The following is a 23,449-nucleotide window of genomic DNA, read 5'->3' on the forward strand; positions in this document are numbered from 1 at the left end:
CGCCGACCGCACCCCCCCTCTCGCCCGAGCCGACGGGCGGCGGGCGCAAGCCGACGGGCGGCGGGCGCGAGCCGACGGGCGGCGGGCGCGAGCCGACGGGCGGCGGGCGCGAGCCGACGGGCGGCGGGCGCGAGCCGACGGGCGGCGGGCGCAAGCCGACGGGCGGCGGGCGCGAGCAGGCGGGTGGTGGGCAGGCGGGCGGTGGGCGGCGCGGGTGGTTAGCTGGCTTCGACGATCATTGCGGCGCCCACAGTGCGGTTGGTCGCCTCGTCGATGATGACGAAGCCGCCGGTGGTGCGGTTACGGCGGTACTCGTCGGCCAGCAGCGGCACCGTCGTGCGCAGTCGCACCCGGCCGATCTCGTTGAGCCGCAGTTCGTCGGCCGACTCGTCGCGGTGCAGGGAGTTGATGTCCAGCCGGTAGTGCAGCCCGCGCACGATGGCTCGCGCCGACCGGGTGGTGTGCTTGATCGCGTACCGTCCACCGACCCGCAGCGGAGCCGTCTCGTCCATCCAGCAGACCATCGCCTCGATGTCCTGGGCCACCGCCGGCGCGTTGTTAGGCCGGCAGATCAGGTCGCCCCGCGAGATGTCGATCTCGTCGGCCAGGCGTACCGTCACCGACATCGGCGGGAACGCCTCCGGGACCGGCCCGTCGGCGGTCTCCACGGCGGCGATCCGGCTGGTGAAGCCGGAGGGCAGCACCATCACCTCGTCGCCCGGCTTCAGCACGCCGGAGGCGACCTGGCCGGCGTAGCCGCGGTAGTCGGTGACAGTGGTGGACTGCGGACGGATCACGTACTGCACCGGGAACCGGACGTCGACCAGGTTGCGGTCGCTGGCGATGTGCACCCGCTCCAGGTGGTGCAGCAGCGACGGGCCCTCGTACCAGGGCATGTTGTCGGACCTGGTGACGATGTTGTCGCCGCGCAACGCGGAGACCGGCACCACTGTCAGGTCCGGTACGTCGAGCTTCGCCGCGAACGCTGTGAACTCGTCGGCGATCCGCTCGTAGACCTCCTGCGACCAGTCGACAAGGTCCATCTTGTTGACACAGAGGACCAGGTGCGGCACCCGCAGCAGGGAGCAGAGGAACGCGTGCCGGCGGGACTGCTCGACGAGGCCCTTGCGCGCGTCCACCAGGATCAGCGCCAGGTCCGCTGTCGACGCGCCGGTGACCATGTTGCGGGTGTACTGGATGTGGCCCGGGGTGTCGGCGATGATGAACTTGCGCCGGGGGGTGGCGAAGTACCGGTACGCCACATCGATGGTGATGCCCTGCTCCCGCTCGGCACGCAGTCCGTCGGTGAGCAACGCCAGGTTGGTGTATTCGTCACCGCGGGCCGCGCTGACCGCCTCCACGGCGGCCAGCTGGTCGGTGAAGAGCGACTTGGTGTCGTAGAGCAGCCGCCCGATCAGGGTCGACTTCCCGTCGTCCACGCTGCCGGCGGTGGCGAACCGCAGCAGGTCCATCGCCCGCGCCTCGGAGGCCGGGGCCATGATCTCGGTGCTCATCAGAAGTAGCCCTCCCGCTTGCGGTCCTCCATGGCGGCCTCGCTGACCCGGTCGTCACCACGGGTGGCGCCGCGCTCGGTGATCCGGGTGGCCGCCACCTCCTCGATGACCTTCTCCACGGTGTCCGCGTCGGAACGGACCGCGGCGGTGCAGGAGGCGTCGCCGACGGTGCGGTAGCGCACCTGCGCCTTGAACCGCTCCTCACCCGCGCGGGGGCGGAAGAACTCGTTGACGGCGTAGAACATGCCGTCCCGTTCGATCACCTCGCGCTCGTGCGCGTAGTAGATCGACGGCAGCGGGATGCGCTCCCGGGCGATGTAGTGCCACACGTCCAGCTCGGTCCAGTTGGACAGCGGGAAGACCCGGATCGACTCGCCCGGGTGGTGCCGGCCGTTGTAGAGCGACCACAGCTCCGGCCGCTGGTTCTTCGGGTCCCACTGACCGAACTCGTCACGGAAGCTGAACACCCGCTCTTTCGCCCGGGCCTTCTCCTCGTCCCGGCGGGCGCCCCCGAACAGCGCGTCGAAGCGGTGCTTCTCCACCGCGTCCAGCAGCACCGGTGTCTGGATCCGGTTGCGCATGCCGTCACCGGACTCCCGGACCATGCCGCTGGCCAGGGCCTCCGGCACGCTCGCCACCACGAGGTGCAACCCCAGTTCGGCGACCCGTTGGTCGCGGTATTCCAAAACCTCGGGGAAGTTGTGCCCGGTGTCGACGTGCATCACCGGGAACGGGACGTTGGCCGGGGCGAACGCCTTCTGCGCGAGCCGCAGCATGACGATCGAGTCCTTGCCACCGGAGAAGAGCATCACCGGGCGTTCCATCTCGGCGACCACCTCGCGCATCACGAAGATGCTCTCCGCTTCCAAGGCGTCCAGGTGGGAGACCTGGTACGCCGCGGGGGTGGTCATGACACCGGCTCGATTCGCTCGCTCATCCGATTTCCAGACCTTTCCGGTCGGGCATGTCAAGAAAGTTCGCTCAGGCTACCCGGAATGTTTCTGCAGCGCTGCAAGCAACCGGGTGGCGAGATCCTTGCGGCAGACCAGGAGGTCGGGCAGCCGCGGATCCGCCTCGTTGTATTTCAGCGCAGAACCGTCGATCCGGGAAGCGTGCAGTCCGGTGGCCGTCGCCACAGCGATCGGGGCCGCCGAGTCCCACTCGTACTGCCCACCTGCGTGGATGTACGCGTCCACCTCGCCGGTGACCACTGCGGCGATTTTCGCTCCGGCCGAGCCCATCGGCACCAGGTGCGCCCCGACGTCCTCGGCCAGATCGGTCAGGAAGACCGGCGGCCGGCTCCGGCTCGCGGCCAGGCGGATCTTCCGCTCGCCAGCCGTCGCCGCCTCCACGGTCATCGGCGGGTACGCCGGCGGGTAGTCGGTGCCGAGCACCCGGTGCTGCGCCGGCAACCCCACCGCCCCGGCAACCAGCCCGTGCGGGCTCGGCGCGTTGCGCGCCCAGAGCGCCACGTGCACCGCCCAGTCCGAGCGGCCCTCCTCGGAGAACTCCCGGGTGCCGTCCAACGGGTCGACGATCCACACCCGGTCCGCGTTCAGCCGCGACACCGCTCCGGTGTTCACCTCCGCGGCCCAGGCCAACCGCGACCCCTCGTCCTCCTCGGAGAGCACCGCGTCACCGGGACGCCACTTCGCCAACTCCGTGCGGATCAGGTCGTGCGACACCTTGTCCCCGGCCGACTTCAGCGCGCCGGCGTCGGCGAAACCCATCTCGGTGCGCAGGTCGAGCAGCGCCTGCCCGGCTCGGGACGCCAACCATCGGGCGAACGCGCCATCGATCATCGGAGGACTGCTCATCTGTCCGCTCCCGTCGCCTCGCCGCGCTGCCCGCACGGGCCGATCCGCCGCGACTCGCGTCGCCGGTCGCGGCACGCTGAAAGGCGCAGACTACCGGCCCGCCGTTTCCGATTCGGGTACGCCCCGCCCGGCTCAGCCGCCGTGGTAGAGGTTCTGGGTCGGCTCCACGCCCTTGGTGATCACCGACTCCACCACGTCGGCGGCCCGGTCCACCAGGAAATCCAACTCCTTGCGCTCGGCCGCGCCAAAATCCGACAGCACGTAATCCGCCGGATCCTGCCGCCCCGGTGGTCGGCCAACGCCGAACCGCACCCGGGCGTAGTCCTTGGTCCCCAACGACTTGGACATCGAACGCAGGCCGTTGTGCCCGCCCTCGCCGCCGCCGAACTTGACCCGCACCTGACCGAAGCCGATGTCCAACTCGTCATGCACAGCGATCACCTGCGCCGTCGGCACCTTGTAGAACTGCGCCAACGCCGCGACCGGCCCGCCGGACAGGTTCATGTACGTCAGTGGCTTCACCAGCACCAGCTTCGGCCCACCGAACCCGAGCCGCGCCTCGGCCACCTCGGCCACCGCCCGCTTGTGCCGGCCGAAACGCGCACCCACCCGCCCGGCCAGCAGCTCGGCCACCATGAACCCGACGTTGTGCCGGTTGCCGGCGTACTCCCGACCCGGGTTGCCCAGGCCGACCACCAGCCACGGCCCCGCCTCGTCCGTCACGACCCGTCCCTTCCGACGCCCAACGCAGCGACTCCCGATATGCCGACAGGCGCCCCCGAACTTTCGGGGACGCCTGTCGCACAGTACGAACCGATCAGGCCTCGGTGCGCGCCTCGGTCGTCTCGGCGCCCTCGGCCGGGGCGGCGTCCGCGCCCTCGGAGCCCTCGGTGGTCTCGCCGACCTCGGCCTCGGCCTCGTCGGTGGCAACCTCGACCTCGGGCAGCGTCGCCTCGAGCTGCTCGGCGGTCGGGGCGGCGGTCACCGACGCGACGGTCAGCTCCGAGTCGACGGCCAGCTCGACGCCGGTCGGCAGAACGACGTCGCCGGCGGTCACCAGGGTGCCCGCCTCCAGTCCCTCGATCGACGCCTCGAGGTGATCCGGCACCTTGGTGGCGTCAGCGGTCACCGAGAGGGTGTCGTGGTCGTGCACGATCAGGGTGTCCCGGGCGGCCTCGCCGGTCAGCTGGACCGGGACCTCGACTGTGACCTTCTCGCCCCGGCGGACCAGGATCAGGTCGACGTGCTCGAAGGTGTCGCGGATCGGGTCACGCTGGATCGCCTTCGGCAGCGCCAGCACCTGGGTGCCGTCGGCGATGTCGATCGCGAAGAGCTGGTTGGCACCGCCCTTGCGGATCGCGGCGGCGAACTCCCGCGACGGCAGCGCGATGTGCTTGGGCTTCTCGCCGTGGCCGTACAGCACGGCGGGCACCTTGCCGGCCCGGCGGGTACGGCGGGCACCACCCTTGCCGAACTCGGTACGGGGCTCGGCGCTGATCTTTACCTCGGACACGGGGAAACTCCTGATGCTTTTCGCTGCGGCGGCTTGTCGTCTAACGGTGCTGGGGCGAGGGGCTCGCTGGGGCTCATGCGTCATGAACGACTGCCCGGAGCACCGCGTCGATGACGGTGCCTCCGTGCGGCGCTTTTCAGCGGCCCGCCGGGCACCCTCGCCGTGGCAACCGCACCAGTCTACCCGAGCTGTTTCCAGGGTTTCCGGCAGTCCCCGATCACGGCTCAGGACCGGCGCGTCGGTGGCGCTCCCACCAGCGTGCCGGCCCTGTTTCCGTCAGTTTGCCAGCCCCGCCCCCACCGGCGCGCCAAGTGGTGGGAACGGGGCTCAGGCTCAGCTCAGGCCACCGAAGAGGGTGGTCACCGAGCCGTCGTCGAACACCTCGCGGATCGCCCGCGCCAGCAGCGGCGCGATCGACAGCACTGTGAGCTTGTCCAGCTGCTTCTCCGGCGGGAGCGGCAGGGTGTTCGTCACCACGATCTCGCTGATCGAGCTGTTCTTCAGCCGCTCGGTGGCCGGGTCGGACAGCAGCGCGTGGGTGGACGCGACAACGATCTCCGCAGCGCCCGACTCCTTGAGGATGTCGGCGGCCTTGGCGATGGTGCCCCCGGTGTCGATCATGTCGTCGACGATCAGGCAGACCCGGCCCTCCACCTCGCCGACGACCCGGTTCGCCACCACCTGGTTCGGCTTCATCGGGTCACGGGTCTTGTGGATGAACGCCAGCGGGCACCCGCCCAACCGGTCGGTCCACCGCTCGGCCACCCGCACCCGACCCGAATCCGGTGCCACCACCGTCATCGGCCGGCCGGCGTACTTGTGCTCCACGTACTCGGCGAGGATGTCCATCGCGAAGAGGTGGTCCACCGGGCCGTCGAAGAAGCCCTGGATCTGCGCGGTGTGCAGGTCGACGGTGAGGATGCGGTTGGCGCCGGCGGTCTTCAGCAGGTCCGCCACCAGGCGGGCCGAGATCGGCTCCCGACCACGGTGCTTCTTGTCCTGGCGGGCGTACGGGTAGAACGGCAGGACCACTGTGATCCGCTTGGCCGACCCCCGCTTGAGCGCGTCCACCATGATCAGGGTCTCCATGACCCAGGTGTTCACCCCGTGCGTGACGGACTGCACCACGAAGGCGTCCGAACCACGTACCGAGTCCTTGAACCGTACGAAGATCTCGCCGTTGGCGAACTCGTACGCGTCGGCCGGCGTCGGCGCGACGCCGAGCACCTCGCCGATCTCCTTGGCCAACTCCGGAAAGCCACGTCCGGAAAAGAGCATCAGGCTTTTGCGGTTTTCGGCGACGATGCTGCCCATGGGCCCGTCTGCTCCCGTTATGTCGGCGGTACCCGACCCGGTGGTGGTGGGTCAGGGACTATTCGGTTGCAGTATCTCCCGCGCCGGATGCGCCGCCCACCGTCTCGGTCGCCCCGTGGATTGCCTCACTGTGGCTTGCGGCACCAGCCGTACCGGACGCACCCTTCGCGTCGCGGGCCCGCTGCGCCGCCTCCGCCGCGGCGGTTCCGGCGCGACGCTTGACCACCCAGCCCTCGATGTTGCGCTGACGCGCCCGGGCGACACCCATCGCCCCCGCCGGCACGTCGTCGATGATCACCGAACCAGCCGCCGTGTACGCCCCGTCGCCCACCTCGACCGGTGCCACGAACATGTTGTCCGCGCCGGTCCGCGCGTGGCTGCCGATCACCGTGCGGTGCTTGTTGACCCCGTCGTAGTTCACGAAGACCGACGCGGCGCCGATGTTTGTCTGCTCGCCGATCGTCGCGTCGCCGACGTACGTCAGGTGCGGCACCTTCGCGCCGGCGCCGATCTGCGAGTTCTTCACCTCGACGAACGTGCCGACCTTGGCCTTCTCGGCCAGCTGGGCGGCCGGCCGCAGGTAGGCGTACGGCCCGACTGTCGCGCCCGCGCCCACCTCGGCACCCACGGCGTGGCTGCGGATCACCGACGCAGCGGGGCCGACGATCGTGTCGATCAACGTGACGTCCGGCCCGATCAGCGCGCCCGCGCCGACCACAGTGCCGCCGCGCAACTGGGTGTTCTGGTCGACCACCGCGTCCCGGTCCAGCGCGACAGTCACGTCGATCCAGGTGGTGGCGGGGTCGAGCAGGCTCACCCCGGTGCGCATCCACGCCTCGTTGATCCGGTCGCGCAGCAGCCGGCGCAGCGTGGCCAGCTCCACCCGGTCGTTGCAGCCCAACGTCTCGACGTGGTCCACGGCGACGTGCACCGACACCGGCTCGCCGGCGGAACGAAGCAGACCGAAGACGTCGGTCAGGTACTCCTCGCCCTGGTCATTGTCGGTGGAGAGCTTGCCCAGCGCCTCGCGCAGCCGCACCGCGTCGAACGCGTAGATGCCGGCGTTGATCTCCCGAATCGCGCGCTGCGTCGGGTCGGCGTCGCGCTCCTCGACGATCTGCTCCAGGCGCCGGTCGACGTCCCGGACGATCCGCCCGAGGCCGGTCGGGTCGGGCACCTCGGCGGCCAGCACGGTGGCCGCCGCGGCGGCCTCCTCGTGCGCGGTCACCAGCGCGCCCACCGTCTCGGGTCGCAGCAGGGGCACGTCACCGTTGATCACCACGACGGTGCCGGCACCGTCCGGTACGGCCTCCAGCGCGATCCGTACCGCATGCCCGGTGCCGAGTTGCTCGGCCTGGAGCACCGGGGTGGCGTCCGGGGCTACCTCGGACAGGTGCGCCCGCACCTGGTCGGCGCCGTGCCCCACCACGACGACGGTGCGGTCCGCGCCCAACGGGGCGGCGGCGCTCAGCACGTGACCGAGGAGCGTCCGACCGAGAAGGGGGTGCAGCACCTTGGGCAGTGTCGACTTCATCCGCTTGCCCTCACCGGCGGCAAGTACGACGACGGTACGGAGGTGGGGCTGGGGCACGACGTGGCTCCCGTCGGGACGGCGGACACTCTCGCGGCCATGCTAACCGCGAGGCCCGGCACGTTTCCCTCTTACCCCCACCGGATCCTAAAACGGACGTAGATGGGCAGCTCGGCCGCCAGGGTTCGAACCTGAAATACGGGTACCAAAGACCCGGGTGTTGCCAATTACACCACGGCCGATCAGCGACGTGAGCACGTCGCACGAGGGATGGACATCCCGCCGCTACACCTTAGCGCCCCGGCCGTCGGATGCCAGCGCTCATCCCGCCGCACGGCGACCGATCGATGTCGTCGGCCTTCCGAGGGTGGTCGGCCCGCGCCTCGGCCGCCCTCTTCCCGGATCGGTCACGAACCCGCCCACCGGGCCGGCTGACCTGCGACTTCGAGCGGTTACGCGAAGCCGATTCGAAACTTCCCCGTGCGATCTACGGTGCCGTAAGTTACGGTGACGTAGGCGTAACTTCGTGATCGTTACCATCCCCCTGCGAGGTCCCATGTCCACTGCTCTGCTCGATTCCAACACCGCCGGACCCGGCCCCAAACCACTCACCGACGGCAGCCAGTCCCCCGGCATCCTGGCCGCCCTCTGGGCCTTCGTGGTGATCCCCTTCGTCGCCCTGCTGGTCGCCGTGCCGGTGGCCTGGGGCGGCTGGCTGGGCTGGACCGACGTGATCATCGGCCTGGTCTGGTACGTCGTCTCCGGGCTCGGCATCACCGTCGGCTTCCACCGCTACTTCACGCACGGCTCGTTCAAGGCCAAGCGGTGGCTACGTGTGACTCTGGCGGTCGCGGGTTCGCTGGCGGTGCAGGGCGAGATCATCCAGTGGGTCGCCGACCACCGGCGCCACCACGCGTTCTCCGACCTGGAGGGCGACCCGCACTCGCCGTGGCGGTTCGGCACCAGCTTCTGGGCGTTGACCCGGGGCCTGTTCCACGCACACGTGGGCTGGCTGTTCCGCCGGGAGCTGTCCAACCGCGGGCGTTTCGCACCGGACCTCATCGCCGACCGGGACATCAGCCGGGTCGACCGACTCTTCCCCGCGCTGGTGGCCATCTCGCTGCTCGGCCCCGCGCTGATCGGCGGCCTGGTGACCTGGTCCTGGCAGGGCGCGCTGACCGCGTTCTTCTGGGCCGGGCTGGTCCGCATCGGCCTCCTGCACCACGTCACCTGGGCGATCAACTCGGTGTGCCACGTCTACGGTGAGCGTCCGTTCGCGATGCGCCAGGGTGACCGCGCGTCGAACTTCTGGCCGCTGGCGATCCTGTCGTTCGGCGAGAGCTGGCACAACCTGCACCACGCCGACCCGACCAGCGCCCGACACGGCGTGTTGCGCGGTCAGGTGGACATCTCCGCCCGGGTGATCTGGTTGTTCGAGAAGACCGGCGCGGCAACGCAGGTGCGCTGGCCAAAGCCCGAGCGCCTCGCCGCCAAGCTGGTGAAGCCCGTCGCACCCCACTGAAACCGGGCGGTGCTCGGGGATGCCGCCTGGCAGGATGGCCGGATGACCCGAGCCATGCGGGGGGACCAGGCGGCTCGGCGGACGGGAGGCCGAGCCCGTTCCGGGTACTGTCGAACGGCGCGTCAGGGCGGTCGGACCGCCCGACAGTGAGGCGACGACGTGAACGGGCACAGCGGAGGAACCATTCCACGGCAGGGCGTCACCGAGCGCCAGCGAGGCGGCGACATGCCTGAGGTCAGCGACGACGCCGCGGCAGCTGTCAGCGGCCGACGGGCGACGCCGACGGCGGCACCGAAAGCCAAAGCTCCCTCCCGGGTCCGCATGTCGGCGGCCCAACGCCGGGAGCAGTTGATCGCGACCGGCCGGCAACTCTTCGCCGAGCGCGGTTTCGACGCCACCTCCATCGAGGAGGTGGCGGCCCGCGCCAAGGTTTCCAAGCCGGTGGTGTACGAGCACTTCGGCGGCAAGGAAGGGCTCTACGCGGTGGTGGTGGACCGGGAGGTCCGGGCCCTGTTGGACCGGATCACCACGGCGTTGACCGCCGGGCATCCGCGGGAGCTTCTGGAACAGGCGGCGCTCGCCCTGCTGACCTACATCGAGGAGGAGACCAGCGGTTTCCGGGTGCTGGTCCGCGAGTCGCCGCTGATGTCCGGCACTGCCAACTTCAGCAGCGTCATGAACGACGTGGCGCACCAGGTCGAGCACATCCTGGGCGCCGAGTACAAGAGTCGAGGGTACGACCCGAAGCTCGCCGAGCTGTACTCGCAGGCGCTGGTCGGCATGGTGGCGTTGACCGGCCGCTGGTGGTTGGAGGTGCGTAAGCCGCGCAAGGAGACGGTGGCGGCACACCTCGTCAACCTGGCCTGGAACGGGTTGTCGCACCTGGAGGCCAAGCCGACGCTGATCACCGCACGGCGCGGCTGACCCCGATCAGCGGCGGTGCACGTCGGCCACCGGGTGTTTGCGGTGCTCCAACTCCGCCTCGGCGGACTCCGGTGGGCCGACCTTGTCGTAGAGGCCGGTGCCGAGCAGGATCAGGCCGAACAGCATCGACACGATCACTGTCGACATCGAGAAGTTGAGAAAGTTCGCGCCGGTCTGCAGCACCGACATCATCAGGATGCTGGTCACCAGGAACACCACGCCCGCTGTGAGGTTCATGTAGTGGCCGAGGTTGCTACGCCGTGAGGCCCCGATGATCAGGACGACCCCGAAGACCACCGAGGCGAGTGAGAAGGCCAGGTTGGTCCGGAGCCCGAGGGCCCAGGTGCTGTTGCGGGCAAAGAGCGGATCCCCGATCGTCTCGGCGACGCCCCAGACGCCGAAGACCAGGATGTAGACGCCGATCAGCCCGGAGAGGACCCGGTAGAGCGGCCGTGCCGGATGGTTGACCGGAAAGTGCGGCATGCCCAGACCCCCTGATGTGACCGTTTCAGGGGGAATTGTCGCCCAAGGCAGAGCTAACTGTCCGCGGAACCACAAAGCCGAAGGGGTCCGCCGAATGGCTGGACCAGGTCAGGTTTTCGCCGGGGCCCGAGCTGCGCAGGGATCAAGCCTGACCGCCCGGAGCAGCTCGGGCCCCGGCGAAAACCCACGGCCGCAACCACGAAGAGAAGCTCAGAGAACGAGACGAGCCTTCTGGAACGCCTCCGCCTCATCCTCGGTGCCGACCTTGCCGTACATGCCGACCATCAGCAGCACCAGGGCGGCCGTCATCACCACCACCACTGTGGTGATGCTGAAGTTGAAGAAGTTGGCGTCGGTCCGGATGAACGCGAGACCGGCCAGGCTGACCACCATGAGGCCGTACGCCAGCCACTGGTTGATCGCCACGTCGATGTTGCGGCCGAGCGCGGTGCCGACCAGCACGATGATCCCGAGCAGCACACTGAGCAGCGAGAAGCCGAGGTTGGTGCCCTGACCGAGGACCTTGGTGTCGTCCTGGGCGAGGATCTCGTTGCCGGTGCTCGCGATGATGCCGAGCACACCGAAGACGACCAGGTACAGACCGGTCAGCCCGCCGATCGCCCGGTAGATCGGCCGCGCGGGGTGGTTGACGGGGGTGTGTGCCATGTCTGTGTCTCCAACGCCGTGGGGTAGGTGTCGCCGACGATTGTCTCGCATGTGGTGGTGTGACGCCGCACACGGGGCCCGGGCCGGCGCGCCCGGCCGGTCAGCTCTCGGGCAGGTCCTCGGCGAGGGTCATCCAGCTCTCCTCGATCCGCTCCCGTTCGGCGCGCAGATCCTTGAGCTGGGTGTCCAACTCGGCGACCCGGGCGTAGTCGGTGGCGTCCGCCGCGAGCTGATCGAGCAGCGTGGTCTCGCGCTGGTCGAGCTTGCTGAGCTGCCGCTCCAGCCGGGTCAGCTCCTTGCGGGCCTGACGGACCTCGGCGGCGGACATACCGCCTCCCGAGGGGGCACCGGGCGCGGAGGTCGAGGTGACGCCGACCCGAGGAGAGCCGGCCCGCTCGGCGGTCCGCGCGAGGTATTCGTCGACGCCGCCGGGCAGGTGCACCAGCCGACCGTCGCCGAACATCCCGTACGCCGTGTCGGTGACCCGTTCGATCAGGTACCGGTCATGGCTGGCCACGATGATCGTGCCGGGCCACGAGTCGAGCAGGTCCTCCAGCGAGGCGAGGGTGTCGGTGTCCAGGTCGTTGGTGGGCTCGTCGAAGAGCAGCACGTTGGGCTCGCCGGCGAGCAGCCGCAGCATCTGCAACCGGCGGCGTTCCCCACCGGAGAGGTCACTGACCGGGGTCCAGAGGCGGCGGTCGTCGAAGCCGAAAACCTCGGCGAGCTGCGCGGCGGAGACCTCCCGGTCGCCGAGCTGAACCCGGCGGGCGACCTCCTCGACCGCCTCCAGCACCCGCAGGTGCCCGGGCAGCTCGGTGAGCTCCTGGGAGAGGAACGCGGGCCGAACCGTGGAGCCGGTGCCGAGGCGGCCACCATCGGGGCGGGTGATGCCGGCGAGCATCCGCAGCAGCGTGGTCTTGCCGGCGCCGTTGGCACCGAGGATGGCGATCCGGTCGCCGGGGCCGACCAGCCAGGTGACGTCGCGAAGGATCTCCTTCGGGCCGGCGTGCAGCTCGACGTTCTCCAGGTCGTACACCTGCTTGCCGAGCCGCGAGGTGGCCATCCGCTGCAACGACATGGTGTCGCGCGCCGGCGGCACGTCGGCGATCAACGCGTTGGCGGCGTCGATGCGGAACTGCGGCTTGGAGGTCCGGGCGGGCGGGCCACGGCGCAGCCAGGCGATCTCCTTGCGGAGCAGGTTCTGCCGGCGGGCCTCGGTGGCGGCGGCGACCCGCTCGCGCTCCGCGCGGGCGAGGGTCCAGGCGGCGAAGCCACCCTCGTAGGCGCGGACGGTCTGGTCGGCGACCTCCCAGGTGTTGGTGCAGACCGCGTCCAGGAACCACCGGTCGTGGGTGACCACGACCAGGGCGCCCTTGCGGCCGACCAGGTGCCGGGCCAGCCAGTCGACCCCGCCGACGTCCAGGTGGTTGGTGGGCTCGTCGAGGATGAGCAGGTCGGAGTCGCGTACGAGCAGCGCGGCGAGCGCCACCCGGCGGCGTTCGCCACCGGACATCGGGCCGACCGGCTGGTCGAGGCCGAGGTGCGGCATGCCGAGGCCGTCGAGGATGGCCCGCACACCGGAGTCACCGGCCCACTCGTGCTCGGCGCCCATGCCCTCGGCGAGCCAGGCGGTGCCGAGCACCACGTCCCGGACGGTCGCCTCGGGAGCGAGGGCGAGCTGCTGCGGCAGCCAGAGCACACGCAGGTCACGGCGGTGGGTCACCCGACCGTCGTCGGGGTCCTCCTGCTTGGTGAGCAGCCGCAGCAGGGTGGACTTGCCGGCGCCGTTGAGGCCGACCACGCCGATCCGGTCGGCGTCGTCCAGGCCGAGCGAGACGTCCGTGAGCAGCCGCCCGGCGGCGCCGTACCCCTTGGACACCCGGTCCAGATTGACGATGTTCGCCACGTTCCACCCTTCATGATCAAAGCGTCCGGGTGCCGGCGGGCACCTGGACGCCTGTCCCAAGGGTACGCGGAAGCCCCGAACGCCCGCGCCGCGCGCCAGCAGCTCCGGTGGAACGCCCCGTCAGCCGACGCGGGCGCCGGCTACCGGACCGTGCGCGACCCGCGCCTCCCGGCAGACGCCAGCGGCGGTCAACTCGGCGGCGATCCGCTCCGCGTCGGCCGCGTTGGCGGCGAGGAACACGCAGGTCGGGCCGGAGCCGGAGACGATGCCGGTGAGCGCGCCGGCCGCCTCGCCGGCCTTCAGGGTGTCGGCCAGCGCCGGGCGCATGGCCAGCGCGGCGTCCTGGAGGTCGTTGCCGAGCGTGCGGGCGAGCACCCGGGGGTCACGCTGGCGCAGCGCACCCAGCAGGGCGTCGGTGCTGCCCAGTGGGGCACCAGCGGCACCGGAGTCGCGGAGCCGATCCAGCTCCCGGTACGCGGTCGGGGTGGACAGGCCGGCGTCGGCGATCGCCACCACCCAGTGCCAGGAGGTGGGGCGGGCCAGCACGGGGCTGATCGCCTCACCCCGGCCGGTGCCCAGCGCGGTGCCACCGTAGATCAGAAACGGCACGTCGGAGCCGAGGTCGGCGGCGATGCCGGCCAACTCGTCGCGGGACAGCCCGGTGCCCCAGAGCGCGTCGCAGGCCACCAGCGCGGCGGCAGCGTCGGCGCTGCCACCGGCCAACCCACCGGCGAGCGGAATCTGCTTGCGCAGGTGCAGTCGGGCGTGCGGCAGCACCCCCGCGTACCCGGCGAGGGCGTGCGCGGCGCGGATCACCAGGTTGGTGTCGTCCAGGGCCAGCTCGCCGGTGCCCTCACCCTCCATGGTCAGGGCGAGGGTGTCGCCCCGGCGGGCCGTCAGCTCGTCGTAGATCGAGATGGCGTGGTAGATCGTGTTCAGCTCGTGGTAGCCGTCCCGACGCAGCGGGCCCACCCCGAGGTGCAGGTTGACCTTCGCGGGCACCCGCACCCGCACCGGGCCGACGGCCCCGCGTCGCTCGTCGTCGTCCGGTCGCCAGGCCTCGGTCACGGGGTGCTGTCCCGCAGGCGCAGGCGGATGTCGAACGGCTTGGCCACTTTCAGCTCCTCAGCGTCCTGGGCGGGCACGGCGTCAGCCTACTTCCCGGCCGGCGTACCGACCGGAGCCGACGCGGCGATGGCGGCGAACTGCTCGACTGTCAGTGACTCCCCGCGGGCGCCGGGGTCGACGCCGGCGGCGGTGAGCGCCGCGGCGGCCCGGTCCGCGCCACCAGCCCAACCGGCCAACGCGGCGCGCAGCGTCTTGCGCCGCTGCGCGAACGCCGCGTCCACCACGGCGAAGACCCGCTCCCGCGGTACGTCGGTGCGGGGCGGCTCGTGGCAGGTGAAGGAGACCAGGCCGGAGTCGACGTTGGGCACCGGCCAGAAGACGTTCGGCGGCACCTTGCCGGCGCCCCGAGCCTGGGCGTACCAGGCGAGCTTCACCGACGGAATGCCGTACACCTTGGAGCCGGGACCGGCGACGAGCCGGTCGGCGACCTCCTTCTGCACCATAACCAGCCCGTGTCGCAGGGTGGGCAGCACGGCGAGCAGGTGCAGCACCACCGGCACGGCCACGTTGTAGGGCAGGTTCGCCACCAGCGCTGTCGGTGCCGGGTCGGCCAGTTCGGCGGCGGCGATGCGCAACGCGTCCGCACGGTGCACGGTGAGCCGGGCGGCGTCGGCCCCGGCGTGCCGCGCGGCCGTCTCCGGAAGCGCCCCGGCGAGCACCGGGTCGATCTCCACGGCGTGCACGTGCCCGGCGACCGGCAACAGCCCCACCGTCAGCGAGCCGAGCCCGGGCCCCACCTCCAGGGCCACGTCGTCGGGGGTGAGGCCGGCGGCGGTCACGATCCGGCGCACCGTGTTCGGGTCGTGCACGAAGTTCTGGCCCAGCTTCTTGGTGGGCGCGACGCCCAGCCGGGCGGCGAGTTCCCGGATCTCCGCCGGGCCGAGGAGACCGGTCATGGCTGGCAGCGTAGCGACCGGGCCGCGGCCGACCGCCGGGCCGGGCTCACCACGGACCGAAGGCCCGGTCGCCGGTCGCGGAGATGGCCGCGCACAGCTCGTCCAGGTCGCTGCCGGTGGTCGCGGCGAGCGCCCGGACGGTGAGCGGAATCAGGTACGACGCGTTCGGCCGGCCGCGGTACGGCATCGGGGTGAGGTACGGGGCGTCGGTCTCCACCAGCATCTGATCCACCGGGGTGAGCGCGGCGGCCTCGCGCAGCGCCGTCGCGCTGCCGAAGGTGACGGTGCCGGCGAAGCTCAGCAGGTAGCCGCGGCGGACGCACTCGCTGGCGAAGTCGGCGTCGCCGGAGAAGCAGTGCAGCACCACCCGGTCGGGAGCGCCCTCGTCGTCGAGGATCCGCAGCACGTCGGCGTGCGCGTCGCGGTCGTGGATGACAAGCGTCTTGCCGTACCGCTTGGCGATGGCGATGTGCGCCCGGAAACTCTGCTCCTGCGCGGCACGCCCCTCGTCGCCGGTCCGGAAGAAGTCCATCCCGGTCTCGCCGATCCCCCGGACCCGGTCGCGGGCCGCGAGTGACTCGATCTCCCGCAACGCCTCGTCGAGGTCGCTGAGCCGGGGCGCCTCGTTGGGGTGCAACGCCACAGTGGCCAGCACCGCGGGGTACCGGTCGGCGGTGTCAGCGCCCCACCGGGAGGAGGCGACGTCCACGCCCACCTGGACCAGCCGGTCCACGCCGACCTTCGTGGCCAACGCGATTGCCACGGCAACCGGGTCGTCGGCCGGCCCGCCGCCGGGCACACCGGCCTCGCTGACGGTGATGTCCAGGTGGGTGTGGCTGTCCAGCACCGCCCGGGGCAACGGCTCGGGGGCGGGCGGAAACTCTCCGGCCCGCCGGGCGGCGCGCTCGCGGCGGGATTCAGTGGGCTCGCTCATCAGCGACAGCATCACACACCGGGCCTGTCCATCTGCCCGCCACCCGACGTTCACCCCGACTACGCCGCGCGACTCTACGGTCGCTCACGAGCGGACGCGACAGCGTGCGGACCCATCCCACCGAGCAGCGAGGCGACGGCATGAGCGTCACCCCCCAGGCCGGTGGCAGCGCCGGCGAACGGACCGGACTGCACGTGGCGTTCGGCGGCGGCGTGTACCCGGCCGAGGAGATCGCCCGGGGCGCCGCGTACGAGTTGTTCAGCGCCGACGAGGTGGCCGGCTTCGAATGGGCACCCCGCCCGGGGAGCGCCCTGCCGTGGCACCGGTTCGTGCACGTCACCGAGGTGACCGCCGTGCACGGGGGCACCGAGCCGGCCGACGAGCCGGAGACACCGCTGCTGATACCCGCTCACCGCGAGCGGGGTTGGGCGTACCTGCACCAGCTCAGCCAGCAGCCGGCGGCAGCGGGCGACCCGATGCTGGCGGCGGCGCGCGCGTCGGCGGTGGTCCGGCGGGGCACCCGGATGATGAAGGTGCTCTCGGCCCAGCAGCTCGCCGGCTACGTACGGGGTTGGCTGCCGCACGGCTTCTGCTACCGCGAGCACGATGTGGCGCACCTGCGCACGCCGGCGACGACGACGGTGCTGCGTACGGATGGTGACGCAGGCCGGGACGGCCCGGACGTCGCGTACGCGCTGCGCTGGCGCGCGTCCGACCCGGGCGACTACGACGTGCCGGTGGGCCCGGCACACCGCGGCCTGACCGCGCTGGCCTCCCGGGACCGGCTCGGTGCCCCGGTGCTCGGCACCGGCTTCGTGCCCAGCAACGGTCAGCTCATCCCGGAGTTCATCACCCGGGACTTCGCCGACCTGCCGATGCCGGCGAACGCCGCCCTCATCGCGTACCCGGCGGACGGGATGGAGGTGGTGCTGTACACCTACCAGGCCGAACAGCGCGGGTGGCTGCGGATGGTGGGCCCGCAGTGGCGGCACCTGCTGGCCGCGGTGCCGGGCCTCTCCCCGGACCAGGAGTACGTGCCGAACGCCGACGCTCCCCGCTCGACCCAGTTGGTCGGCATGTACGGCGACAGCGAGTACGAGGCGGTCGCCGACCTGCCCGGTGGGTTCCGGGTGTTGGCGATGACCCGGGCGGCCCGTTACCCGGTGGACGCGGTGGCCCGCCGGCTCCGGTTCGCCCAGTGGCGGGGGGTGCCGTGCCTGGTACTGCGGGAGGAGGCCGGCTGGCTGCGGGTGCGCCTGCGCTACCCGAACCCGGACACCGTGGTGACGACCGGCGCGCAGTGTCAGGAACGCGGCGTCTACGAGGCCTGGGCGCCGGGCGCCGAGGTGACCGACGACCAGGTGATGGACACCCGGTACGCGATGTGACAGCGCGCGGCGGCGGGTGCTCCGCCGCCGCACGTCGTGTGTTCAGTCGGCCAGCCGGGCCAGTTCCTCGTCGACGATCGACGGGTCGAGCTTGCGGAACACCGGCTTCGGCGCGGCCAGCGGGCGACCCGCCTCGATCGACACCGACTCCCAGCGCGCGCCGACTGTGTAGTCCCCGGTGAGCACCGGGTACGCCGGGCCGCCGTCCAGGTCGTCGACCTGCTCGATCACCGGCATCGGCGCGTGCACGCCGGTGCCGCCGAGCAGCTCGTGCACCTGCTGCGCGGAGTGCGGCAGGAACGGGGTGAGCAGCGTGTTGGCATCGCTGATCACCTGAAGGGCGACGTGCAGGATGGTGCCCATCCGGGGCTTGTCCGCCTCGTCCTTGAGCTTCCAGGGCGCCTGCTCGGAGAGGTACCTGTTGGCCTCGGCGACCACCTTCATGGCCTCACCGATCGCCTGCTTCTGCCGGTGCCGGCCGATCAGGTCGCCGACTGTGCTGAACCCGGTCCGGGCGACGGCGAGCAGCGCCTCGTCGGCCTCGGTGAGCCCGGCCGGGTCGACCGGCGGGATCGCCCCGAAGTTCTTCGCGGCCATCGAGACGCACCGGTTGACCAGGTTGCCCCAACCGGCGACCAACTCGTCGTTGTTGCGGCGCAGGAACTCGGCCCAGGTGAAGTCGGTGTCGTTGCTCTCCGGGCCGGCGGCGGCGATGAAGTACCGCAACGCGTCGGCGTCGTAGCGCTCCAGGAAGTCGCGGACGTAGATGACCACCTTGCGGGACGAGGAGAACTTGCGCCCCTCCATGGTCAGGTACTCGCTCGAGACCACCTCGGTGGGCAGGTTGAGCCGACCCAGTTCGCCCGGCTCACCGTCGCGGGAGCCCTCGCCGGAGTAGCCGGAGAGCAGCGCCGGCCAGATCACCGAGTGGAAGACGATGTTGTCCTTGCCCATGAAGTAGTAGGACTGGGCGTCCTTCCCCGCGCCGTCGGCGGACCAGTACCTGCGCCACGCGTCCGGGTCGCCGGAGCGACGGGCCCATTCGATCGAGGCGGACAGGTAGCCGATCACGGCGTCGAACCACACGTAGATCCGCTTGTCCGACCGGTCGCGCCAGCCGTCGAGCGGGATCGGTACGCCCCACTCCAGGTCACGGGTGATCGCCCGGGGCTGGAGGTCGTCGAGCAGGTTGCGGGAGAACCGCAGCACGTTGGGCCGCCACCCCTCGCGGGTGTCCAACCACTGCCGCAGCACCTCGGCCAAGGCCGGCAGGTCCAGGAAGAAGTGCTCGGTCTCGACGAACTTCGGAGTCTCTCCGTTGATCCGCGACTTCGGGTTGATCAGGTCGATCGGGTCGAGTTGGTTGCCGCAGTTGTCGCACTGGTCGCCGCGGGCGCTGTCGTACCCGCAGATCGGGCAGGTGCCCTCGATGTAACGGTCGGGCAGGGTGCGCCCGGTGGACGGGGAGATCGCGCCCATGGTGGTCTTCGGCACGATGTAGCCGTTGCGGTACATCCCCTCGAACAACTCCTGCACCACCGCGTAGTGGTTGCGGGTGGTGGTGCGGGTGAACAGGTCGTAGGAGAGACCGAGGCCGTGCAGGTCCTCGACGATCACCCTGTTGTACCGGTCGGCCAGCTCGCGCGGGGTCACCCCGTCGGCGTCGGCCTGCACCTGAATCGGGGTGCCGTGCTCGTCGGTGCCGGAGACCATGAGCACGTCGTGGCCGGCCATCCGCATGTACCGGGCGAAGACGTCGGAGGGAACGCCGAAACCGGAGACGTGGCCGATGTGGCGGGGGCCGTTGGCGTACGGCCAGGCCACTGCCGCGAGAACGTGACTCATGAGCAGTGAGCCTAGTGACCCGTCCGGGGCCTTCGCGAACCAATGGGGGGTGCCCGGCCGTCGGACCGGGCCGACCACCTCGCCCGTTGGTCCGATTTGTCGTCGACACGCGGCTCACCTGCCGGTTTCACCTCCTGGCGCGGTGTGCAATGAACGTCGTGACGGGCAGAGGAGCGGCGCGGGACCACGAGGACCGTCCCACCGGGTCGACGGTCGGCGACGACCCGGGCCCTGAGCCCGCCGCGTCACGGGTCGCCGGGGTCGCGCCGCAGCCCCGGGTCGTGCCCAGCGCCGACCCGGGTTCGCAGCGGCCCACCCCGGCGGGAAGGTCCGCTGCCCCGGCCCGCCCCGCGCCGGCGGCCCCGTCACCCACACCGACTCGTCCGACCCCGGGGGCACCCGTTCCCAGCCCGGTCCGGCCCGGCTCGTCGGGCCCGCCGGCCGGCGCGGCACCGGTCGGCGCGGAGCCCGTCGAGGTGGAGCCGACAACCGGCGCTCCGGTGGACGCGGTGCCACGTCGGGTGCCGGTCCGGCAGCAGGGTCGCCGGCAGCGCGACAATGGGCCCGACGGCGACCCGCCGAACGACGGCGGCGCTTTCTGGGCGCCGATCGAGCAGGTGCACTGGGACGGCACCCCGGTCCGCAAGGACCCGGCACCGGCGCGGCTTCGCGGCTTCCGGCTGGCGCTGCGGCGGCCACCCGGCCGCACGCCCCCACCGCCGGATCCGCTGCCCGGGCTCGCCGCGCTGGTGGTGCTGAGCCTGGTCGCGGCCTTTTTCGCCTGGGTCAGCGCCGGCCCGTTCTGGCTCGCGGTCGGGCACGCCCGGACTGGCACCGTGGTGATCGACGACTGCTCCGGCGGCGGGCTCACCCTGCGATGCCGGGGGATCTTCACTGCCGAGGACGGGCGGTTCATCGCCCATGGTGTCCGGGTCAGCGGCGTGCCCGTCGAGGGGAGCACGGCCGGCACCGCGCTGCCGGCGCGGATGACCGGCCCGGACAGCGGCACCGCGTACGCGGACGTCGGTGTGGGCCGGCACCTGCGGTGGCTGCCCGGTCTGTTGGTGGTGCTGGCCTGCGCCGCCGGCATCGTCCGGTGGACCGGGTCGGCCCGGCTGCCCGGTCGCCGGCACCGCCGCTGGGCAGTGGCCGCCGCCATCGCCGGCCCCACGCTGATCACAGTCGGCTTCCTGGTCGCCGCGTGGTGAACCCGCCGGCCGGCGGACCGGGCCGCGGCGGTCAGCTGTGCACGATCGTGTAGACGTCCCGGCGGCGCAGCGCGTACTCGGTGGCGACGTCGGTGATGGCGTCCCGGCGGGACCGGCCGGCGGCCTCCCGCTCGGCGACGGCGGCGCGCAGGGTGTCGTCGTCGGGGCGTTCGGCAGCGGTCACCGGAGCGCCGGCCACCACCAGGGTGATCTCTCCGCGCGGGTCCCCCTCGGTGGCCCACCGGGCCAGCTCGCCGAGGGGGCGACGGAGCACCTCCTCGTAGGTCTTCGTGAGTTCACGGCAGAGCGCGGCCGGCCGGTCGGCCCCGAACGTGTCGGCCAGGTCGGTGAGCGTCGCTCCGATCCGGTGCGGGGCCTCGAAGAAGACCAGGGTGCGCTCCTCGGCGGCGAGGGCGCGCAGCCGGGATCGGCGGCCGCCGGGGGTACGGGGCAGAAAGCCCTCGAAGCAGAACCGGTCGCAGGGCAGCCCGGAGACGGCCAGCGCGGTGGTGACAGCGCTGGGCCCGGGGGCGACGGTGACCGGCGCCCCGACGTCCAACGTGGCACGGACCAGTCGGTAGCCGGGGTCGGAGACGCTGGGCATCCCACCGTCGGTGACCAGCGCCACCACGTATCCGCCGAGGATGGCCTCGACCAGCTCGGGGGTGCGCCGCTCCTCGTTGCCCTCGAAGTAGGAGACGATTCGACCGCCGACGGTGAGGTCGAGATCGCGGGCCAGCCGGGTGAGCCGGCGGGTGTCCTCGGCGGCGACCACGTCGGCGCTGATCAGCACCTCCCGGAGTCGGGCCGAGGCGTCGGCGGGGTTGCCGAGCGGGGCACCGAGCAGAATCAGGCGCCCAACTTCGGACATTTCACCCACGAATTCGTCTCCTTCATTGCTGGGAATACCGGTATCAGGGACGACGGACGCCACCGGACACCTTGGCAGCCTACGATCGCCGGGTGACGAGTGCGTCGACAGCGCAGAGCCCGAGCGCCGATCCGGACAAGATGATCCAGGCGACGGGCGAGCCCGGTCCCAACCAGGAGCCGACGGCACCGAGCGCCGAGGGCGGCGGGGTGGCCGCGACGGTCCGGCGACGGTTCGCCACCGTCGACACCCAGGTGGATCGGTTCTCCTGGCTGGCCACGGCAGTGGTGGTGGCTATCGCGGCGATAGTGCGCTTCGTCGGGCTGTCCAGCCCGAAGGGCAAGATCTTCGACGAGACGTACTACGCCAAGGACGCCTACGGGCTGATCTCCCGCGGCGTGGAGTGGAACTACAAGGACAACGTCCCGTCGTACGTGGTGCACCCGCCGCTGGGCAAGTGGTTGATCGGCATCGGCGAGTGGGCGTTCGGTTATCAGGACGCCGATTCGAAGGTCTCCGTCCCCGGGCACCTGATGACCACCGCGCCGGAGTTCGGTTGGCGATTCTCGGCGGCGGTGATCGGCACACTGTCGGTGCTGCTGCTGGTCCGCATCGGCCGGCGGATGTTCCGCTCGACGGTGCTCGGCTGCGCGGCCGGCCTGCTGCTCGCCCTGGACGGCTTCCACCTGGTGCTGTCCCGCGCGGCCCTGCTCGACATCTTCCTGCTCTTCTTCGTGCTGGCGGCGTTCGGCGCGCTGGTGCTCGACCGGGACGCCCGCCGTCGACGCTGGGCTCGGGCCCTGGACGACGGGCTCGATCCGAGCCAGCCGGGCCGGGCCGGCCGCCCGCCGACCGGTTGGCGCACCTGGCCGTGGTGGCGACTGGCGGCCGGGGTGCTGATCGGCTGCGCCTGTGCGGTGAAGTGGAGCGCCCTGTACTTCGTGCCGGCCTTCGCGCTGCTGGTGCTCCTCTGGGAGGTCGGCGTCCGCCGCTCGGCCGGCGTCCGCAGGCCCTGGCGGGACACGCTCGTCGACGAGTTGCCCTGGCTGGTGCTCGCCGGCGTGCTCATGGTGGGCACCTACCTCGCCACCTGGTCCGGCTGGCTGTTCACCGACGACGGTTACTACCGGCTCGCGTCGGCCTACCCGGGCTCCCGGCTCAGCGACCGCCCGGTGATCGGTCCGCTGATCAACCTCTTCGAATACCACCGGGCGGCGTACGGGTTCCACGCCCAGCTTGATGACGCGCACAAGTACCAGTCGTGGCCGTGGCAGTGGCTGCTGTTGGGCCGGCCGGTGGCGTTCCACTACGCCGGCGACGGCGTCTGCGGCGCGGCGAGCTGCGCCTCGGAGATTCTGCTGCTCGGCACCCCGCTGCTCTGGTGGTCGTTCCTGCCCGCTCTGGTGGCGCTGGTCTGGCTGGGTGTGGCCCGTCGGGACTGGCGGGCCGGCGCGATCCTGCTCACCGTGGCCGCCGGGCTGCTGCCGTGGTTCTGGTTCGCCCTCGACGGCCGGACGATGTTCTCGTTCTACGCCGCGCCGGCGGTGCCGTTCCTGGTGCTGGCCGTGGTGTACGTGCTGGGCGCGCTGATCGCGCCGGCCGGGGGTGACGTGGGTGCGGTGGCGCCGCTGGTGCCCGGTGATCCGAGTTATGAGCGTCGACTGGTGGGCAGCATCGCGGCGGGGGCGTACGTGCTGCTGGTGGCGCTCTGCTTCGCGTACTTCTATCCGATCTTCGTGGGCCGGGTGATTCCGTACTCGGACTGGCTGTCCCGGATGTGGCTCGACGGTCGGTGGATATAAGCATCGACAGGCGACGCGCCGCACAGCGCGACGGAAGAAGGGCCCGCACGCCGAAGCGTGCGGGCCCTTCTTGACAAAGACGCGCGCCCCGATCGCCTGCCACGGGGGAAGCGGGCGATTGGGGCGCGCAAGAAGAGCTTAACCACCGCGCACCACCGGCACAACGGGTCGACTTGGGTCAGATTTC

General features: G+C 71.3%; 20 protein-coding genes and 1 tRNA gene. 5 read left to right on the forward strand and 16 right to left on the reverse strand.

Annotation, left to right across the window (positions count from 1 at the left end):
• Window positions 1–218 precede the first annotated feature (218 nt).
• The 8 genes from AB0B94_RS00005 to AB0B94_RS00040 all read right to left on the reverse strand — a co-directional run bounded on the left by AB0B94_RS00005 (window position 219) and on the right by AB0B94_RS00040 (window position 7,931).
• On the reverse strand, window positions 219–1,514 hold the full coding sequence (locus AB0B94_RS00005; protein ID WP_238671158.1) for a GTP-binding protein: 1,296 nt from the start codon (window positions 1,512–1,514) through the stop codon (window positions 219–221).
• Window positions 1,514–2,425 (reverse strand): sulfate adenylyltransferase subunit CysD, encoded by a 912-nt coding sequence (gene cysD, locus AB0B94_RS00010; RefSeq protein WP_238671159.1) that lies wholly within the window; start codon window positions 2,423–2,425, stop codon window positions 1,514–1,516. Before cysD ends, AB0B94_RS00005 begins: the two co-directional genes overlap by 1 nt.
• 75 nt (window positions 2,426–2,500) lie before the next feature.
• A complete protein-coding gene (locus AB0B94_RS00015) occupies window positions 2,501–3,331 on the reverse strand; it encodes a 3'(2'),5'-bisphosphate nucleotidase CysQ (RefSeq protein WP_091394622.1) in 831 nt (276 codons plus the stop codon).
• Window positions 3,332–3,463: 132 nt separating this feature from the next.
• Window positions 3,464–4,054, reverse strand: a complete 591-nt coding sequence (gene pth, locus AB0B94_RS00020; RefSeq protein ID WP_238671161.1) for an aminoacyl-tRNA hydrolase — start codon at window positions 4,052–4,054, stop codon at window positions 3,464–3,466.
• 94 nt (window positions 4,055–4,148) lie between these two features.
• Window positions 4,149–4,844: a 50S ribosomal protein L25/general stress protein Ctc gene (locus AB0B94_RS00025; RefSeq protein WP_357266446.1), complete on the reverse strand. Its 696-nt coding sequence runs from the start codon at window positions 4,842–4,844 to the stop codon at window positions 4,149–4,151.
• A gap of 333 nt (window positions 4,845–5,177) precedes the next feature.
• Complete coding sequence (locus tag AB0B94_RS00030) at window positions 5,178–6,158, reverse strand: ribose-phosphate diphosphokinase (protein WP_030329105.1); 981 nt, start codon at window positions 6,156–6,158, stop codon at window positions 5,178–5,180.
• Window positions 6,159–6,216: 58 nt separating this feature from the next.
• Window positions 6,217–7,749, reverse strand: coding sequence for a bifunctional UDP-N-acetylglucosamine diphosphorylase/glucosamine-1-phosphate N-acetyltransferase GlmU (gene glmU, locus AB0B94_RS00035; RefSeq protein WP_357266450.1), 1,533 nt, complete (start codon window positions 7,747–7,749; stop codon window positions 6,217–6,219).
• Window positions 7,750–7,859: 110 nt separating this feature from the next.
• A tRNA-Gln gene (locus AB0B94_RS00040) sits at window positions 7,860–7,931 on the reverse strand.
• A 314-nt stretch (window positions 7,932–8,245) separates the two neighbouring features.
• On the opposite strand from AB0B94_RS00040, the gene AB0B94_RS00045 reads away from it, so the two are divergent.
• Both AB0B94_RS00045 and AB0B94_RS00050 read left to right on the forward strand, forming a co-directional pair.
• Window positions 8,246–9,211, forward strand: coding sequence for an acyl-CoA desaturase (locus AB0B94_RS00045; RefSeq protein ID WP_210784778.1), 966 nt, complete (start codon window positions 8,246–8,248; stop codon window positions 9,209–9,211).
• A 225-nt stretch (window positions 9,212–9,436) separates the two neighbouring features.
• Window positions 9,437–10,135 (forward strand): TetR/AcrR family transcriptional regulator, encoded by a 699-nt coding sequence (locus tag AB0B94_RS00050; RefSeq protein WP_357266453.1) that lies wholly within the window; start codon window positions 9,437–9,439, stop codon window positions 10,133–10,135.
• Window positions 10,136–10,141: 6 nt separating this feature from the next.
• Here AB0B94_RS00050 and AB0B94_RS00055 read toward each other — a convergent pair whose 3' ends face one another.
• From AB0B94_RS00055 to AB0B94_RS00080, 6 genes are all read right to left on the reverse strand, one after another.
• Window positions 10,142–10,618, reverse strand: a complete 477-nt coding sequence (locus AB0B94_RS00055) for a DUF4383 domain-containing protein (RefSeq protein ID WP_357266456.1) — start codon at window positions 10,616–10,618, stop codon at window positions 10,142–10,144.
• A gap of 210 nt (window positions 10,619–10,828) precedes the next feature.
• Entirely contained in the window at window positions 10,829–11,284 is a 456-nt protein-coding gene (locus tag AB0B94_RS00060; RefSeq protein ID WP_357266459.1) for a DUF4383 domain-containing protein, read from the reverse strand.
• 100 nt (window positions 11,285–11,384) lie between these two features.
• The gene (locus tag AB0B94_RS00065) at window positions 11,385–13,190 is read right to left on the reverse strand and encodes an ABC-F family ATP-binding cassette domain-containing protein (RefSeq protein ID WP_238671167.1); all 1,806 of its coding nucleotides are present in this window, start codon (window positions 13,188–13,190) and stop codon (window positions 11,385–11,387) included.
• Between the two features lie 120 nt (window positions 13,191–13,310).
• Entirely contained in the window at window positions 13,311–14,258 is a 948-nt protein-coding gene (locus tag AB0B94_RS00070) for a 4-(cytidine 5'-diphospho)-2-C-methyl-D-erythritol kinase (protein ID WP_357266463.1), read from the reverse strand.
• Window positions 14,259–14,344: 86 nt separating this feature from the next.
• A complete protein-coding gene (rsmA, locus tag AB0B94_RS00075) occupies window positions 14,345–15,214 on the reverse strand; it encodes a 16S rRNA (adenine(1518)-N(6)/adenine(1519)-N(6))-dimethyltransferase RsmA (RefSeq protein ID WP_357266467.1) in 870 nt (289 codons plus the stop codon).
• A gap of 46 nt (window positions 15,215–15,260) precedes the next feature.
• A complete protein-coding gene (locus AB0B94_RS00080; protein WP_357266470.1) occupies window positions 15,261–16,160 on the reverse strand; it encodes a TatD family hydrolase in 900 nt (299 codons plus the stop codon).
• 128 nt (window positions 16,161–16,288) lie between these two features.
• Between AB0B94_RS00080 and AB0B94_RS00085 the strand changes: the two genes are divergently transcribed.
• On the forward strand, window positions 16,289–17,536 hold the full coding sequence (locus tag AB0B94_RS00085; RefSeq protein ID WP_357266473.1) for a hypothetical protein: 1,248 nt from the start codon (window positions 16,289–16,291) through the stop codon (window positions 17,534–17,536).
• Between the two features lie 42 nt (window positions 17,537–17,578).
• Here the strand turns inward: AB0B94_RS00085 and metG are convergent, their stop codons facing one another.
• Complete coding sequence (gene metG, locus AB0B94_RS00090; protein WP_357266477.1) at window positions 17,579–19,381, reverse strand: methionine--tRNA ligase; 1,803 nt, start codon at window positions 19,379–19,381, stop codon at window positions 17,579–17,581.
• 158 nt (window positions 19,382–19,539) lie between these two features.
• On the opposite strand from metG, the gene AB0B94_RS00095 reads away from it, so the two are divergent.
• Entirely contained in the window at window positions 19,540–20,589 is a 1,050-nt protein-coding gene (locus AB0B94_RS00095) for a hypothetical protein (protein WP_357266480.1), read from the forward strand.
• 31 nt (window positions 20,590–20,620) lie between these two features.
• On the opposite strand, the gene rsmI is transcribed toward AB0B94_RS00095, so the two are convergent.
• Window positions 20,621–21,469 (reverse strand): 16S rRNA (cytidine(1402)-2'-O)-methyltransferase, encoded by an 849-nt coding sequence (rsmI, locus tag AB0B94_RS00100; protein WP_112581647.1) that lies wholly within the window; start codon window positions 21,467–21,469, stop codon window positions 20,621–20,623.
• 131 nt (window positions 21,470–21,600) lie between these two features.
• On the opposite strand from rsmI, the gene AB0B94_RS00105 reads away from it, so the two are divergent.
• Window positions 21,601–23,262, forward strand: a complete 1,662-nt coding sequence (locus AB0B94_RS00105) for a phospholipid carrier-dependent glycosyltransferase (protein ID WP_357268357.1) — start codon at window positions 21,601–21,603, stop codon at window positions 23,260–23,262.
• Window positions 23,263–23,449 lie beyond the last annotated feature (187 nt).

This window comes from Micromonospora sp. NPDC048986 (assembly GCF_040649335.1).
In the GTDB taxonomy this organism is placed as follows: domain Bacteria; phylum Actinomycetota; class Actinomycetes; order Mycobacteriales; family Micromonosporaceae; genus Micromonospora; species Micromonospora alfalfae.

Bases quoted from the DNA above. Each gene is read 5' to 3' on its own strand.
- AB0B94_RS00005 (WP_238671158.1), bottom strand. From the start codon at position 1,514: ATGAGCACCGAGATCATGGCCCCGGCCTCCGAGGCGCGGGCGATGGAC.
- cysD (WP_238671159.1), bottom strand. From the start codon at position 2,425: ATGACCACCCCCGCGGCGTACCAGGTCTCCCACCTGGACGCCTTGGAA.
- AB0B94_RS00015 (WP_091394622.1), bottom strand. From the start codon at position 3,331: ATGAGCAGTCCTCCGATGATCGATGGCGCGTTCGCCCGATGGTTGGCG.
- AB0B94_RS00030 (WP_030329105.1), bottom strand. From the start codon at position 6,158: ATGGGCAGCATCGTCGCCGAAAACCGCAAAAGCCTGATGCTCTTTTCC.
- AB0B94_RS00045 (WP_210784778.1), top strand. From the start codon at position 8,246: ATGTCCACTGCTCTGCTCGATTCCAACACCGCCGGACCCGGCCCCAAA.
- AB0B94_RS00050 (WP_357266453.1), top strand. From the start codon at position 9,437: ATGCCTGAGGTCAGCGACGACGCCGCGGCAGCTGTCAGCGGCCGACGG.
- AB0B94_RS00055 (WP_357266456.1), bottom strand. From the start codon at position 10,618: ATGCCGCACTTTCCGGTCAACCATCCGGCACGGCCGCTCTACCGGGTC.
- AB0B94_RS00060 (WP_357266459.1), bottom strand. From the start codon at position 11,284: ATGGCACACACCCCCGTCAACCACCCCGCGCGGCCGATCTACCGGGCG.
- rsmA (WP_357266467.1), bottom strand. From the start codon at position 15,214: ATGACCGGTCTCCTCGGCCCGGCGGAGATCCGGGAACTCGCCGCCCGG.
- AB0B94_RS00080 (WP_357266470.1), bottom strand. From the start codon at position 16,160: ATGCTGTCGCTGATGAGCGAGCCCACTGAATCCCGCCGCGAGCGCGCC.
- AB0B94_RS00085 (WP_357266473.1), top strand. From the start codon at position 16,289: ATGAGCGTCACCCCCCAGGCCGGTGGCAGCGCCGGCGAACGGACCGGA.
- metG (WP_357266477.1), bottom strand. From the start codon at position 19,381: ATGAGTCACGTTCTCGCGGCAGTGGCCTGGCCGTACGCCAACGGCCCC.
- AB0B94_RS00105 (WP_357268357.1), top strand. From the start codon at position 21,601: ATGATCCAGGCGACGGGCGAGCCCGGTCCCAACCAGGAGCCGACGGCA.